At 65.8% G+C, this 13,251-nt stretch carries 13 protein-coding genes; 1 reads left to right on the top strand and 12 read right to left on the bottom strand.

Annotated features, from left to right (window positions below):
• The first annotated feature begins 2 nt into the window (after positions 1 to 2).
• Positions 3 to 2,432: an ATP-dependent helicase HrpB gene (gene hrpB / locus KHQ24_RS10080; RefSeq protein ID WP_211777256.1), complete on the top strand. Its 2,430-nt coding sequence runs from the start codon at positions 3 to 5 to the stop codon at positions 2,430 to 2,432.
• Positions 2,433 to 2,479: 47 nt separating this feature from the next.
• Here the strand turns inward: hrpB and KHQ24_RS10075 are convergent, their stop codons facing one another.
• The 12 genes from KHQ24_RS10075 to pulD are packed head-to-tail and all read right to left on the bottom strand — an operon-like array spanning position 2,480 to position 13,249.
• Positions 2,480 to 3,280, bottom strand: a complete 801-nt coding sequence (locus tag KHQ24_RS10075) for a prepilin peptidase (RefSeq protein ID WP_049093658.1) — start codon at positions 3,278 to 3,280, stop codon at positions 2,480 to 2,482.
• A gap of 14 nt (positions 3,281 to 3,294) precedes the next feature.
• Complete coding sequence (locus KHQ24_RS10070) at positions 3,295 to 4,023, bottom strand: type II secretion system protein N (protein ID WP_053810754.1); 729 nt, start codon at positions 4,021 to 4,023, stop codon at positions 3,295 to 3,297.
• Entirely contained in the window at positions 4,013 to 4,498 is a 486-nt protein-coding gene (locus KHQ24_RS10065; protein WP_004204409.1) for a type II secretion system protein M, read from the bottom strand. Before KHQ24_RS10065 ends, KHQ24_RS10070 begins: the two co-directional genes overlap by 11 nt.
• Positions 4,491 to 5,687 carry a type II secretion system protein GspL gene (gspL, locus tag KHQ24_RS10060; RefSeq protein ID WP_057213470.1) on the bottom strand — a complete coding sequence of 399 codons (1,197 nt, stop codon included), beginning with the start codon at positions 5,685 to 5,687 and terminating at the stop codon, positions 4,491 to 4,493. The genes KHQ24_RS10065 and gspL overlap by 8 nt, the downstream gene beginning before the upstream one ends.
• Positions 5,680 to 6,660, bottom strand: coding sequence for a type II secretion system minor pseudopilin GspK (gene gspK / locus KHQ24_RS10055; protein ID WP_077259420.1), 981 nt, complete (start codon positions 6,658 to 6,660; stop codon positions 5,680 to 5,682). Before gspK ends, gspL begins: the two co-directional genes overlap by 8 nt.
• Positions 6,657 to 7,253 carry a type II secretion system minor pseudopilin GspJ gene (gspJ, locus tag KHQ24_RS10050; protein ID WP_032426022.1) on the bottom strand — a complete coding sequence of 199 codons (597 nt, stop codon included), beginning with the start codon at positions 7,251 to 7,253 and terminating at the stop codon, positions 6,657 to 6,659. The genes gspK and gspJ overlap by 4 nt, the downstream gene beginning before the upstream one ends.
• A complete protein-coding gene (gspI, locus tag KHQ24_RS10045) occupies positions 7,250 to 7,615 on the bottom strand; it encodes a type II secretion system minor pseudopilin GspI (protein ID WP_004204415.1) in 366 nt (121 codons plus the stop codon). The genes gspJ and gspI overlap by 4 nt, the downstream gene beginning before the upstream one ends.
• A complete protein-coding gene (gene gspH, locus KHQ24_RS10040; RefSeq protein ID WP_004204416.1) occupies positions 7,612 to 8,127 on the bottom strand; it encodes a type II secretion system minor pseudopilin GspH in 516 nt (171 codons plus the stop codon). The genes gspI and gspH overlap by 4 nt, the downstream gene beginning before the upstream one ends.
• Positions 8,127 to 8,549 carry a type II secretion system major pseudopilin GspG gene (gene gspG, locus KHQ24_RS10035; protein ID WP_004204417.1) on the bottom strand — a complete coding sequence of 141 codons (423 nt, stop codon included), beginning with the start codon at positions 8,547 to 8,549 and terminating at the stop codon, positions 8,127 to 8,129. The genes gspH and gspG overlap by 1 nt, the downstream gene beginning before the upstream one ends.
• Positions 8,550 to 8,569: 20 nt before the next feature.
• Positions 8,570 to 9,784: a type II secretion system inner membrane protein GspF gene (gene gspF / locus KHQ24_RS10030; protein ID WP_004204418.1), complete on the bottom strand. Its 1,215-nt coding sequence runs from the start codon at positions 9,782 to 9,784 to the stop codon at positions 8,570 to 8,572.
• A gap of 1 nt (position 9,785) precedes the next feature.
• Positions 9,786 to 11,279: a type II secretion system ATPase GspE gene (gene gspE, locus KHQ24_RS10025; protein WP_109938369.1), complete on the bottom strand. Its 1,494-nt coding sequence runs from the start codon at positions 11,277 to 11,279 to the stop codon at positions 9,786 to 9,788.
• Entirely contained in the window at positions 11,276 to 13,249 is a 1,974-nt protein-coding gene (gene pulD / locus KHQ24_RS10020) for a GspD family T2SS secretin variant PulD (RefSeq protein ID WP_004204420.1), read from the bottom strand. The genes gspE and pulD overlap by 4 nt, the downstream gene beginning before the upstream one ends.
• Positions 13,250 to 13,251: the final 2 nt, after the last annotated feature.

The raw sequence follows: 13,251 nt of genomic DNA, 5'->3' as shown, positions 1-13,251 counted from the left end.
TTGTGTCCTCATTGCCGGTTGCCGCCGTCCTCCCAGAACTGTTATCCGCCCTGCAGCATGCGCCGCAGGTTTTGCTCAACGCGCCGACCGGCGCCGGGAAGTCGACCTGGCTGCCGCTGCAGATCCTCGCTGAGGGTAACATCGCGGGACGCATTATCCTGCTGGAGCCGAGGCGTCTGGCGGCGCGCAATGTCGCGCAGCGGCTGGCTGAACTGCTCGGCGAAAAGCCAGGGGAGACCGTGGGTTACCGCATGCGTGCCGAAACCTGCGTCGGGCCACAGACCCGCCTGGAGGTGGTCACGGAGGGGATCCTGACGCGCATGATCCAGCGCGATCCCGAGCTGACGGGCGTGGGGCTGGTGATCCTCGATGAGTTTCACGAGCGCAGCCTGCAGGCGGATCTGGCGCTGGCTCTGCTGCTTGATGTCCAGCAGGGGTTACGTGACGATCTCAAACTGCTCATCATGTCGGCGACCCTCGATAACGATCGCCTGCAGCGTCTGCTGCCTGAGGCGCCGGTGGTGGTCTCGGAAGGGCGCGCTTATCCGGTGGAGCGTCGCTTCAGCCCGCTCTCCGCGCACCAGCGTTTTGATGAGGCGGTGGCGGTAGCGGCGGCGGAGCTCCTGCGGCATGAACAGGGATCGATGCTGCTGTTTCTGCCCGGCGTCGGCGAGATCCAGCGCGTTCTAGACCAGCTGACGGAGCGCGTGGCGGAGGATGTCATCCTCTGCCCGCTGTATGGCGCTTTGCCCCTAAGCGAGCAGCGCAAAGCGATCCTCCCGGCGCCGGCCGGGAAGCGCAAAGTGGTGCTGGCCACCAACATTGCCGAGACCAGTTTAACCATCGAGGGCATCCGCCTGGTGGTCGACACCGCCCAGGAGCGCGTTGCCCGCTTTGACCCGCGCACCGGCCTGACCCGGCTGGTGACGCAGCGCATCAGCCAGGCATCGATGACCCAGCGCGCCGGACGCGCCGGTCGTCTCTCCCCGGGGATCTGCCTGCATTTGCTCGGCAAAGAACAGGCCGAACGAGCGGCGGCGCAGAGCGAACCGGAGATCCTGCACAGCGATCTGTCGGCGCTGTTGCTGGAGCTGCTGCAGTGGGGTTGCCACGATCCGGCCTCGCTGGCCTGGCTGGATCAGCCGCCGGCGGTGAACCTGGCTGCCGCGCGCCGCCTGCTGGAGGCGCTCTCGGCGCTGGACGGCGAGCGGCTGTCGGCGTTTGGCCGCAAAATGGCCACCCTCGGCAACGAGCCCCGGCTGGCGGCGATGCTGGCCGCTGCGCAGACCGATGACGAAGTGGCGACGGCGGCCAGGCTGGCGGCGATCCTTGAGGAGCCGCCGCGCGGCGGGCTGGTGGATTTGGGCGCCGTCTTTTCCCGTCAGCAGGCCAACTGGCAGCAGCGCGCGCAGCAGCTGATGAAGCGTCTGGCCTGCCGCAGCGGCCAGCCCGATGCGGGACGAATGGCTGCGCTCCTGGCGTCGGCCTTCGCCGACCGCATCGCCCGCCGCCGCGGTCAGGAGGGACGCTATCAGCTGGCGAACGGTATGGGCGCGATGCTGGACGCCGACGACGCGCTGGGCCGCCATGAGTGGCTGATCGCTCCGCTGCTGCTGCAGGGCAGCGCCTCACCGGATGCCCGCATGCTGCTGGCTCTGCCGGTGGATATCGGCGAGCTGATCGCCGCCCGTCCCGAGCTGGCGCAGCGTTCCGACACGGTGGAGTGGGATGAAGCGCAGGGGACGCTGAAAGCCTGGCGGCGGACGGTGACGGGCCAGCTGGTGATTAAGACCCAGCCGCTGGCGAAGCCCTCTGAGGCGGAGCTGCATCAGGCGATGCTCAACGGGATTCGTGAGAAAGGCCTCAGTGTGCTCAACTGGACGCCAGAGGCCGAGCAGCTGCGGCTGCGGCTGCAGTGTGCGGCGCAATGGCTGCCGGAAGAGGCGTGGCCCGCGGTGGATGACGCTTCGCTGCTGGCCTCGCTGGAGGCATGGCTGCTGCCGCAGATGAACGGCGTTCACTCGCTGCGGGCGCTGAAGGCGCTGGATCTGCGGCAGGCGCTCCAGGACTGGCTGTCATGGCCGCTGCGCCAGAAGCTGGATCGCGAGCTGCCGACGCACTATACCGTGCCGACCGGCAGCCGTCTGGCGATCCGTTACCATGCGGAGAACCCGCCGGCGCTGGCGGTGCGTATGCAGGAGATGTTCGGCGAGGCCACGACGCCGGTTATCGCCGAGGGGCGAGTGCCACTGGTGCTGGAGCTGCTGTCGCCCGCTCAGCGTCCGCTGCAGATCACGCGCGATCTCAGCGCCTTCTGGCAGGGGAGCTACCGTGAGGTACAGAAAGAGATGAAGGGACGCTATCCGAAACACGTCTGGCCGGACGATCCGGCCAACGCCGCCCCGACCCGGCGCAGCAAAAAATATTCGTAGCCCCAGGCGCCGGGCGGCATTCTGCCCGGCCAGTCGAACCACTCACGCTAGACCATCTGCTGCCAGAGAAAAACGCCCCCTCCCGCCAGCGCCAGCCAGGGGCCGAAGGCCAGCGGCTGCTGCAGCGACTGCCGGGTCCACAGGCGCTGCAGCAGGGTCCACATCAGCCCGCTGGCCGAGGCGAACAACAGCACCTGCGGCAGAGCCTGCCAGCCGCACCAGGCGCCCAGCGCCGCCAGCAGCTTAAAATCGCCATAGCCCAGAGCCTCTTTGCCGGTCAGCAGGCGGAACAGCCAATAGACCGACCACAGTGCCAGATAACCAGCCATCGCCCCGGCGACCGCGTCCGGCAGGGCAATGTACACCTCGTTAAGATTAAACAGCAGTCCGGCCCACAGCAGGGGCAGGGTCAGGCGATCGGGCAGCAGCTGGGTCCGGGCATCAATCCGCGCCAGTATCAGCAGAAAGGAGAGCAGCACCAGGCCGCCCGCCAGCGCCAGTCCCGGCGCGAGCAGCGCCCCGGCGAGGATAAACAGCAGGCCGGTGGTCAGCTCGGTCAGCGGATAGCTCCACGAGATGCGCGCCTGACAGCAGCGGGCGCGACGGCCTAGCCAAAGGAAGCTGAGCAACGGGATATTGTCCCGCCAGGCTATCGGCTGGCGACACTGCGGACAGGATGAGCCCGGCGTGCTGAGGGTTAGCGGCTCGTCGTCCGCGGTCTGGGCCAGCATGCGCGGCAGACGGTAGATCACCACGTTGTAAAAGCTGCCCAGCGCCAGGCCGAACAGCAGCAGAAAGCCATACCAGATAAGAGGGAAATGCAGGGATAATGCGGCTAATGTCGTCATTTTTGCTCCTTTAATCACCATTTTCCCTGCAGCTGCCACGGCGTCGGGCCCGGGTCGTTTTTGGCCATCGGGCGGGTGACCAGCAGCGCCAGCAGGGGCGGTATCCCCTGTCTGGGCTGTAGCGTACCGTGAAACAGATAGCGGCCATCGGGCGACAGGGTTCCCTGGCCGCTGAGGCTCAGCTGATGAGAATCCTGGCGGATGGCCAGCGCCACGGCGCCGGTCGCCGTACAGCTTAAGGTGCCACTGACCTGGGCTAACTCCAGGCTACCGACCGGAGAGTGCAGCCTGGCCTGACGCCACTGCGCGCGTCCGGCGGTGATTTGCTGACAGCGCCCCTCGCTGAAGTGCGCTTCGGCCAGGCTGAAAGTGACCTCTCCGTCGGCGCTGACGGGCATGGTCGGCGTTAGCCAGCGACCGAGCAGGCTGGCGGGGGCGGTGAGCCGCCCCTCCTGCAGGCGCAGATCGCGGATGCCCCACAGCCGGGCCTGACCCTCCACGCCGCGGGGATCGCTGAGCGCGATCTGCCAGCCAGCCGGGGTAAGCGACCACGTCAGCCGCTCAAGTCGTTCGCCGCGCCAGGAGACTGACTGCGCCGCGCCGCGCCAGATGCTGCCGCTGAGGTTGGCCACCTGTACCTCGGGCGGCAGCATCGGGACTAACAGGCGCGCCGGGGCGGTGGCGGTCAACCACAGCAGATAGAGCGCCAGCAGTAGCCCAACCGCGAACCCGTTAGCTTTCATCGTCGCGCTCCAGCAGCAGATGGTTGACCGTGACCCAGCCCGGCCGCGACGGCTGTGCGGTTACGGATAGCGAGACCGCGTTGACGCCGCGCATCGCCGGGGCGTCCAGCCAGTCCATCAGCGCCTGAAAGGCGCAGGGCTGAAGGGTGACCTGAAGACGTTTTCCCTGCGGCTGCAGACGAACGACTTCCAGCCCGTGGCTCGCCGCCTCGCGCATCACCAGCGCGGTGAGCGCCTCTTTTGCCGCCGGCGCGGGCTGCTGGCTGAGCTGCTGCAGGCGCGGCCCCTGCTGCGTCATCCAGCGCAGGCTGGCCTGTTCTTTCACCAGGGTTTGCCGCCACTGCGCCTCGCGGGCTCGCCAGGGCTGCCACAGCCCGTACCAGAGGGCGCACACCACCAGCAGCCCCGCGAGTCCGAGCAGCAGGCGCTGCTCCGACGGCGTGCGCTGCCGCCACCAGATAAACAGATTAGCCATCGTTTTCCTCCAGCGTCAGTTGTCCCTCAATGCCATCCGGTTTCGTGGTCATGTCGCCTGGCCGGACGCGAAACCGCGGCTGCGCCCGCTGGGTGAACTGCTCCAGCGCCCGGGAAGAGGCCGCGGCGATATCCAGCTGCAGACGGTTGCCCGCGGCATCCCAGCTCAGCGCCCGCAGGCGGATCCCCGGCGTGTCGCTGATGATGTTCTGCAACGCGCTGAGGCGGTCGACGAGGGGGGCATGCTGCGCCTGACGGGCGAGGGTTTGCAGATGCTGCTGCATCTGCAGTCGCGGGTTAATCACCTTTTTCTCCGTAGGAAACCAGCGATGATAGTAGGCCCGGCTGGCCTGCTGGGCCGCCTCGGCCTGGCGCGCCAGATCGCGATGATCCAGAACGCTATTCACCGCCGCCAGCAGCGCCAGGGCCAGCGCGGCATACCGCGCCGGACGCCAGCTCCCCTGCGCAGGCTGCCGACGGCGGATGGCAAACTCTCCCTGCAGCAGGCTGAGCTTCTGCGCCGCCGGATGATTTGCGGCGAGGGAGAGCAGCGTCTGCGCAGGCTGCGCGCGCCACGCTCCCGGCGCCGCGGGCGGCGGCGAATAGCTGTCGATGACGTGCTCTTCCGCCTCGCCCTGCAGCAGCTCCGCCAGCCAGGAGCTTTCCGCCGCCATGCCGCTCCATGGCTGGTGGCGGATCAGCCACTGCTCGTCCACCTGCACCGCGCTCCACGCCGGCGGTTGCCAGGGCAGGGCCAGCACATCGGGCGTCAACGCCAGGGGGCGTAGGGAGAGCGACTCGCAGCGCGCCAGCCAGTCGCGCATTTTTTGCCGCTGCACGGCGACGATCTCGCACTGGGCCTGCTGGCGGTGGAGCAGGGCAAAATGGGTGGCTTCCACATCGTCGGCCAGCTGCTCTTCCAACAGGAACGGGGCCACCTGCAGCGGCGGTTTACGCAGGCCCGCCGGCAGGCTGAGGGGGTGAAACGCGCAGTCGCTGGCCGGGATCAGCACCCAGGCTGGATAATGCGCCGCCAGCGCCGGGAAAGGGCTGGCGTCGTCAGCCGGCCACCGGCCGCGGGCTTCGTGATGCGGATCGCCGGGGGCGAAGAGTTGCCAGTGCAGCGGCGCCTGCCCGGGGGCGAAGCGCACGATCAGCATGGCCTGGGGGGAAGCGTTAAACTTATTCATCAACCACCATAGAAAGTCCGTATCGCCGCTGGACGACGGTAAAGGCGCGCCCCTCCTGTTGCAGGACGCTGTGCAGCTGAAAGCGAAGGTTGCCGGTCACCACGGTGAAGGCGGCGATAAAGCGTGTGCTGCGCACCGTCAGCCAGGGGCGGGCGAGCGTGGTATCGGTTTTCTGCAGCGTAGGCTGCGCGAGAAACGCGGCGACGCTGCTCCATCCGGTTCGCGGGCGGTTGTGCAACAGCTGTTGCGCCTCCTGCAGCGTCAGATCGCCGGGAAAGAGGGCCACCAGCAGGGCGGCCTGGGAGGGCCGCAGGGTGTTGACATTGACCTGCAGCGCGTCATCCGGCTGGACGCAGACGAAGGGGAGCAGGCGCTGATAGAGCGCGGCGTCCATACCGGCCAGCAGGCGCAGCTCGCTGACGTCCTGCATCGGCTGGTTGGCGGCGAGATAGCCAGGGGTTTGCGCCATATAAACCTCGTCCTCCGCCCCGTTCAGTCGTGGCTGGCCGTCGCTGTCCGTCCAGTCGCCGAGGGCGGCGGCGATCTGGCTGGCGCGCAGCGGTGATTCGCCGAGCAGCGCCAGCAGCCGGACGAAGACGTCGGTCGGGTAGGGCGTTTCGCCGCTGGTCTCATCCGCGCGATGGTTGATGGCATTGAGGTTAAAGCAGGCGTGCCCGTCGCGGATCGTGGCGAGGATTTCGCCCTCGTCGAGGGTAAAGCGGCGTCCCTCCTGCGCCCAGGTTTGCGCCAGGTTCGTTTGACTGGGCGAGTCCAGCGCGTCGCGTTGCAGCAGCGCAGCGGCCATGTTTTCCGCCGCCAGGGCGTACCATCTGGCCTGCAGATTATCGAGGGTCACGGCGGTGTGTTGATACATGACCGAGGTGCGTTCGGTCATGGCGCTGGCGAGGATCATCATCAGGGCGAGGATGAACAGCACCATCAGGAGCGCGACGCCGCGTTGCCGATTTTTCACTGGCCGCCCCCCGGGGTAAGTAAAAACAGGCGGGTTATCTCCCCGCTGTTCGCCAGGATCAGGGTGATCTCCAGCCCCTGCGGCAGCGTCTGAGGGCGGTCCCAGGTCTCCTGCCAGCGCCCGTCGGCATAAAACCGCAGGCGAAACGCCGTCACCCCGCGCAGCAGCACCCGGACCGTCGGCTGGCTGCCGGTCAGCGGATCCTGCTGATCGAAGCTCAGCCGTTCAAGCTGCTGCTGGCGCAGGCGGTAGCTGACGTTCTGGATCTCCGAGCGCGGGAGGATCCCCAGCGGATTCGGCCAGCCGCTGCGGCTGAAGGCCAGCCCCCAGTCATCGCTCTGCAACTGAAAACGTCCGGCAAAGAAAAGCGTGTCGCTGTTTCTGGCGCGACGGGGAATGATGTGCGTGACATCGTCGGCTATCTGGCGAAAAGCGCGCTGGAGGGCGGCGATCTGCTGGCTCTTCTCGCGGGTGAGGCCATCGGCGCGGATGACGTTCTGCAGCACCATCACGGCGGCGGCGCTGAGGACGGCGAGGATAGCCAGCGCCAGCAGCGTTTCAATCAGGGTGAAACCGCGCATTTTCGTTATCATGGCGGCGTCACCCAGGTGCGCAGAGTCGCCAGCGGCGCGGGATCGCTTTTTTGCCGCCGGACCTCCACGTCCAGCGCCCGCAGCTGCGGCAGCGCGGTTTCCACCCCCTGCCAGCGGACGAACCAGCGCGTCCCGGCGGCCTCCACGGTGGTTTCAGACCAGCTGAGGGCAGGCCAGCGTTTCTCCAGCCGCAGCTGCACCAGCTGATTATCCGCCAGCCAGCTGGCGAGGATTTTCTCTTCCATACGCCCGAGCTGCCGCGTCTGCTGCAGGGTGGATTGCATCACCGCCAGGCCGGCGAGGGCGAAAATCACCAGCGCGACCATCACTTCGATAAGCGTCATTCCGCTCTCGCGTTTCATGGCTGCTCCCGCGCCGCCAGCGGCTGACTGTCGCCCTGGGCGTCGATGTTGATGCCCGTCGCGGCGTCAATCCGCAGCTGAAACGGGGTGACTTCGCCGCCGGGAAAGATGATCACGTCGGGCTGCTCGCCCGGCGTCCACGCCTGGCCGTTGGGAAAGCGCAGCGTCAGCCTGGCCCGCGGGAGGGTTTCCGCCGTAGTGGCGCGCCCGGCCTGCAGCGGCAGCCACTGCGCGTTGCCCCAGCGGTCGTCAGCCGCCGCCGGGGCACCTTCGTCGGCAGGCTGCAGGCGCATAAACTGCCAGCGGTCAGGGTGGATAACGATCCCGAAGAGCTGGCCGGTTTGCTGCCCGCGCTCGCGGACAAAATCCAGCTGCGCCTGAAAGCGCGCCAGGATCTGCGTGGCCTCCTGGGTGCGGGCGGAGGGAAACGCCAGCAGCACCATGCTGGCGCTGACGCCGATCAGCAGCAGGACCAGCATCATTTCCAGGAGGGTGAAACCGCGCTGAGACACTATTTCTTCCCGAGGGTCCAGTTGCCGATGTCGTCATTGGTGTCGGGCATCCCGTCCGGGCCGACGCTGAAGACGTCGATGGCGCCATGCTGACCGGGGCTTAACAGCTGATACTCATTTCCCCATGGGTCCTGCGGCAGGCGGCGGATATAGCCGCCTTCCGGGTAGTTGCGGGCATGCGGCTCGACGGCCGGGGCGGTCACCAGCGCCTGCAGACCCTGTTCGGTATTCGGGTAGCGGCTGTTGTCCAGCTTATACATGTCCAGCGCCCCCTCGAGCGCCACCAGATCGCTGACCACCTTCTGGCGGTCCGCTTTCTCCTTGTTGCCCATCAGGTTAGGTACCACCAGGCTGGCGAGGATGCCGAGAATGACGATCACCACCATAATTTCCAGTAACGTGAAGCCGCGTTGCCGTTGCATAGTTTTCTCCATTAATACAGTCACATACTCATAAGGGTATTCAGTTGCAGGATCGGCTGCAGGATGGCCAGCACGATAAACAGCACCATGCCGGCCATGGTGACCACCAGCAGGGGTTCAAACAGGCTGAGAGACATCTGGATCTGCGCGCTCAGTTCCCGGTCCTGGTTCTCCGCCGCACGCTCCAGCATGGCGGTCAGCTCACCGCTCTGTTCGCCGCTGGCGATCATGTAGCGCATCATCGGCGGAAACAGGGCCGTGGCCTCCAGCGCGCGATGCAGGCTGACGCCTTCGCGCACCGACTCGCTGGCGGTCTCCAGCTGGCTGCGCGCCCAGGCATTGCTGAGAACGCCCGCGCTGATGCGCATCGACAGCAGCAGCGGCACCGCGCTGGCGTTGAGAATGCTTAAGGTGCGGGCGTAGCGCGCGCTGTTGACGCTGCGCGTCACGCGGCCGATGACCGGCAGGCGCAGCAGCGCCCGGTCCCAGGCGAGCCGCCGGGCAGGCTGGCGCAGCAGATAGCGCAGCCCCAGCAGCGCCAGTAACGACAGCAGCACCAGCCAGGGGCCCGCGCTGCGCACCATGTCGCTCAGGCTCATCAGCAGCCGGGTAGAGAAGGGCAGAGCCTGTTTAAGATGGACAAACTGCTCGACGACTTTCGGCACCACGGTGGAGAGCAGAATGGCGATCACGCTGATGGCGACCAGCGTCAGCACGATGGGGTAGATCATCGCCTGCAGCAGGCGGGCGCGAAGCTGCTGGCGCTGCTCGGTATAGTCCGCCAGCCGATTCAGCACGCCGTCGAGATGGCCGGAGGTTTCGCCAGCCGCCACCATGGCGCAGAACAGTCCGTCGAAGCAGGCGGGATAGCCGCGCATCGCCTCCGCCAGCGAATGGCCTTCGAGCACTTTGCTCCGCACCCCGGCCATTAACGTTCTCAGCGGCGCCTTTTCGCACTGTTGGGCGACGGCATCGAGCGCTTTCTCCAGCGGAATGCCGGCGGCGACCAGGGTGGCCAGCTGGCGAGTGAGCAGGGCTAAATCACCGGCGCTGGTGCGCCGGGTAAGGAGCCCGCCGCGCCACAGCCGGCTCGCCGGGTCGGCGGCGGCCACTTCCAGCGCCAGCCAGCCTTTGTCCCGCAGCAGCTGGCGGGCGTGGCGGGCGGAGTCGGCCTGTTGAACGCCGCGGCGGGTTTTGCCCTGCGCGTCCAGCGCCTGATAGCGAAACAGGGCCATCTCAGACGCTATCCGCCGTTTGCTGTTCGGTGACCCGCATCACCTCCTCCCAGCTGGTGATCCCCGCCAGCGCTTTATCGCGCCCGGCATGGCGCAGGGTCTGCCAGGCCGGCCCCAGCTGCTGGATCAGGGTGATCTCATTTTCGCCGCGGTGGATGGCGGCGCGGACGCGGTCGTCGATCGGCAGCAGCTCGTGAATGCCGGTGCGTCCGCGATAGCCGGTGAAATTACACCGGGCGCAGCCTTTTGGCCGCCACAGCGGCGTGCCGGTCGGGACCGCCATCTGCCGGGCGGCGTCAGCATCCGCCAGCCAGGGCTGACGACAGTGCGGGCACAGTTGGCGCACCAGCCGCTGCGACATCACTGCCAGCAGCGACGTGGAGAGTAAAAAAGGCTCCACGCCCATATCCTGCAGGCGGGAAATAGCGCCCAGCGCGCTGTTGGTGTGCAGAGTCGACAGCACCAGGTGGCCGGTGAGCGAGGCCTGAACGGCGATCTGCGCGGTTTCGCCATCGCGGATTTCGCCCACCAGCACCACGTCCGGATCCTGGCGCAGGATGGCGCGCAGGCCGCGGGCGAAGGTCATCTCGACTTTGGCGTTGACCTGGGTCTGGCCGATGCCCTCCAGCTCATATTCCACCGGATCTTCAATGGTCATGATGTTGCGCTCCCGGGCGTCGAGGCGGCTGAGGGCGGCGTAGAGCGTCGTGCTTTTCCCGGATCCGGTCGGCCCGGTGACCAGAATGATGCCGTGTGGCCGGGCGATCAGCGCGTCGACCTGGTCGAGCAGGGCGGGGGGCATGCCCAGCGTCAGCAGATCCAGGTTGACGCTGTTTTTGTCCAGCAGGCGCAGCACCACGCGTTCCCCATGGCTGGAGGGCAGGGTGGAGACGCGCACGTCTATCGCCCGCCCGCCGATGCGCAGCGCCATACGGCCATCCTGGGGAACCCGTTTTTCCGCAATGTCCAGGCTCGCCATCACCTTGATACGCGAAATTAACAGCGCGGCCAGCCGCCGCTGCGGGCGGAGAATTTCCCGCAGCACGCCGTCGACGCGAAAGCGGATCTGCAGATGGCGCTCATAGGTTTCGATATGGATATCGGAGGCTTTCTCTTTGATAGCCTCGGTGAGCATGGCGTTGATCAGACGGATAATCGGTGCATCGTCCTCGCTGTCGAGCAGATCGTCGGTATCCGGCAGCTCTTCGGCGAGGGTATAGAGGTCAAGCTCATTGCCGATGTCGGCCATCATCCGGTGCGCTTCCGCCGAGTCGCGCTGATAGCTGAGCACCAGCGCTTTCTCGAACGCGTCCGGCGCCAGACGGCTGACGCTCATCGGCCCGTCCGCCAGGCGGCGCGCTTCCAACAGCGCCCGGGCGGCGGTGTCCGCGCGGCACAGCGCTTCGCAGCGTTCGCCGTCGCTGAGCAGCACCAGATGGTGCGCCCGGGCCCAGGCGAAGGGCAGCAGCGGACGGCGTTCGGCGGCTGGCGTCATAGGCGGCCTCCGAGGTTAAAAGCGTCAATGGCGGCGCTGACCTGGCGGAAGGCCTGGGTCTCCTGCTGCGGGTAGATGTGCAACAGATCGTTGCTGAGCGATGCTTCGCTGCTCTCTTTGCCCCGCTGTTTGGTTTGCGCATCGTTGAAGGCGGTGTACTGGCCGGAAGAGGCCTGGCGGTACTCATCGCGGTCGCGAATAATGGTCGGGCGGATAAACAGCATTAGGTTGCGCTTCGACACTTTCTTGCTGTCGGAGCGGAACAGCGCGCCGATCACCGGGATGTCGCCGAGCAGCGGCACTTTGTCGGCGGTATCGGTGACGCTTTTATCCAGCAGCCCGCCAACCACCACCGTTTCGCCGCTGCCGACCAGCACGGCGTTATTCACCGTCCGGGTATTAAAGGTCGCTCCGAGATCGCTGCTGGTGCTGGAGGCCGAATCGGCGACGCTCGATACTTCCTGCTCAATCTCCAGCAGCACGGCATCGCCTTCGTTAATCTGCGGCTTCACCTTCAGCTTAATGCCCACGGTTTTGCGCTCGACGGTATTAAAGATGTTGTCGCCGGAGGTGGTTTGCGAGCCGGTTAACACCGGGACTTCCTGGCCGACGTTGAAGGTGGCTTGCATATTGTCGAGGGTGACGATGCTGGGGGTGGCCAGAATATCGTTCTTGGTACTGCTGGAGAGGGCGGTCAGCAGCATCGCCCAGTTCCCCTGATAGAAACCGGCGGCGATACCGTTAAACGAGCCGAGGGCGCTGGCCAGCGAGCTGCTGATGGTGCCGTCTTTGTTGTACTGGTTGGCGCCGGCGATGACGCTGGATATCGGCAAACCGCTGTTGGTGAACTGGGTCATGCCGGCGTTTTTATTGGCCCACTGGATACCGAGATTGAGGCCGTCGGCATCCTGCACTTCGGCGATAATCGCCTCCACCAGCACCTGAGGGCGGCGGATATCCAGCTGGGCGATCACTCGCTCCAGATCGTTCATCACGTCCGGCGCGGCGGTGACGATCAGGGCGTTGGTCTGGCCGTGGGCTTTGATAATGATATTTTTATCGATCGCGGCCACCGGTTTGGCGCTTTGCTTATCGTTCTGCAACGAGCTGCTGATCCCGGTCAGGACCTCCACCAGATCGGCGGCTTTGGCGTACTTCAGGTAGATCACTTTGGTGTTGCCCTGCACCGCCTGCTGGCGGTCGAGCTGTTTGATCATGGCGATAATGCGTTGGCGCGAGTTTGGCTCGCCGCTCACCAGCACCGAGTTGGTACGCTCATCGGCCACCACGTTCGCCACCATCGATCCCGGCAGCGCCGATTTGCTGGTGTCTTTGTTGAGTTCGGTAACCAGTTTGACCACCTCCGCGGCGGAGGCCCAGGAGAGAGGCACGGTCACCACGCTGCGATCCCCGGCGTTGTCGACGCGTTCGACAATAGTCAGCAGGCGTTTGATCACCGCCGCGCGGCCGGTCATCAGCAGGACGTTGGAGGGTTCATAATGGACCACGCTGCCGGCGCCAGCGTTATCGTTCAGCTGGCGGAGCAGCGGCGCGAGATCGCGGGCGGCGACGTTGGTCAGGGGCACCACCCGGGTGACGACCTCATCGCCTTCGCCCGGCGCGGCCTCGCTGGCGACCGGAACGGCCGAGGTCTTGGCATCTTTAGCGCGGACCACCTTCAGCACGCCGTTATTCATATTAATCACGGCGAAGCCGTATACATCCAGCACGCTGAGGAAGAATTGATAATATTGCTCTTCATTGAGCATATCGTAACTGCGCACGGTGATAGTACCGCGTACGCTGGGATCGATAATCACCGTTTTATTCAGGTTTTTGCTGACGGTATTGATAAATTCCTGGATATCGGTGCCTTTAAAACTGGCGGAAAATTCCTCCGCGGCGGCCGGGGAAAATAGCAGCGGGGTTAATATCAGCAGCGCAGGCAGCATTTTTCGCAGGCGTTTCATGG

Origin of the sequence: Klebsiella sp. 54 (assembly GCF_018223875.1) — a bacterium.
GTDB lineage: Bacteria > Pseudomonadota > Gammaproteobacteria > Enterobacterales > Enterobacteriaceae > Klebsiella > Klebsiella quasipneumoniae.
This window is presented reverse-complemented; position numbering and strand designations above follow the sequence as displayed.

Bases quoted from the DNA above. Each gene is read 5' to 3' on its own strand.
- pulD (WP_004204420.1), bottom strand. From the start codon at position 13,249: ATGAAACGCCTGCGAAAAATGCTGCCTGCGCTGCTGATATTAACCCCG.
- gspJ (WP_032426022.1), bottom strand. From the start codon at position 7,253: ATGATAACGAAAATGCGCGGTTTCACCCTGATTGAAACGCTGCTGGCG.
- KHQ24_RS10075 (WP_049093658.1), bottom strand. From the start codon at position 3,280: ATGACGACATTAGCCGCATTATCCCTGCATTTCCCTCTTATCTGGTAT.
- gspF (WP_004204418.1), bottom strand. From the start codon at position 9,784: ATGGCCCTGTTTCGCTATCAGGCGCTGGACGCGCAGGGCAAAACCCGC.
- KHQ24_RS10070 (WP_053810754.1), bottom strand. From the start codon at position 4,023: ATGAAAGCTAACGGGTTCGCGGTTGGGCTACTGCTGGCGCTCTATCTG.
- gspL (WP_057213470.1), bottom strand. From the start codon at position 5,687: ATGAATAAGTTTAACGCTTCCCCCCAGGCCATGCTGATCGTGCGCTTC.
- KHQ24_RS10065 (WP_004204409.1), bottom strand. From the start codon at position 4,498: ATGGCTAATCTGTTTATCTGGTGGCGGCAGCGCACGCCGTCGGAGCAG.
- gspI (WP_004204415.1), bottom strand. From the start codon at position 7,615: ATGAAACGCGAGAGCGGAATGACGCTTATCGAAGTGATGGTCGCGCTG.
- gspE (WP_109938369.1), bottom strand. From the start codon at position 11,279: ATGACGCCAGCCGCCGAACGCCGTCCGCTGCTGCCCTTCGCCTGGGCC.
- gspG (WP_004204417.1), bottom strand. From the start codon at position 8,549: ATGCAACGGCAACGCGGCTTCACGTTACTGGAAATTATGGTGGTGATC.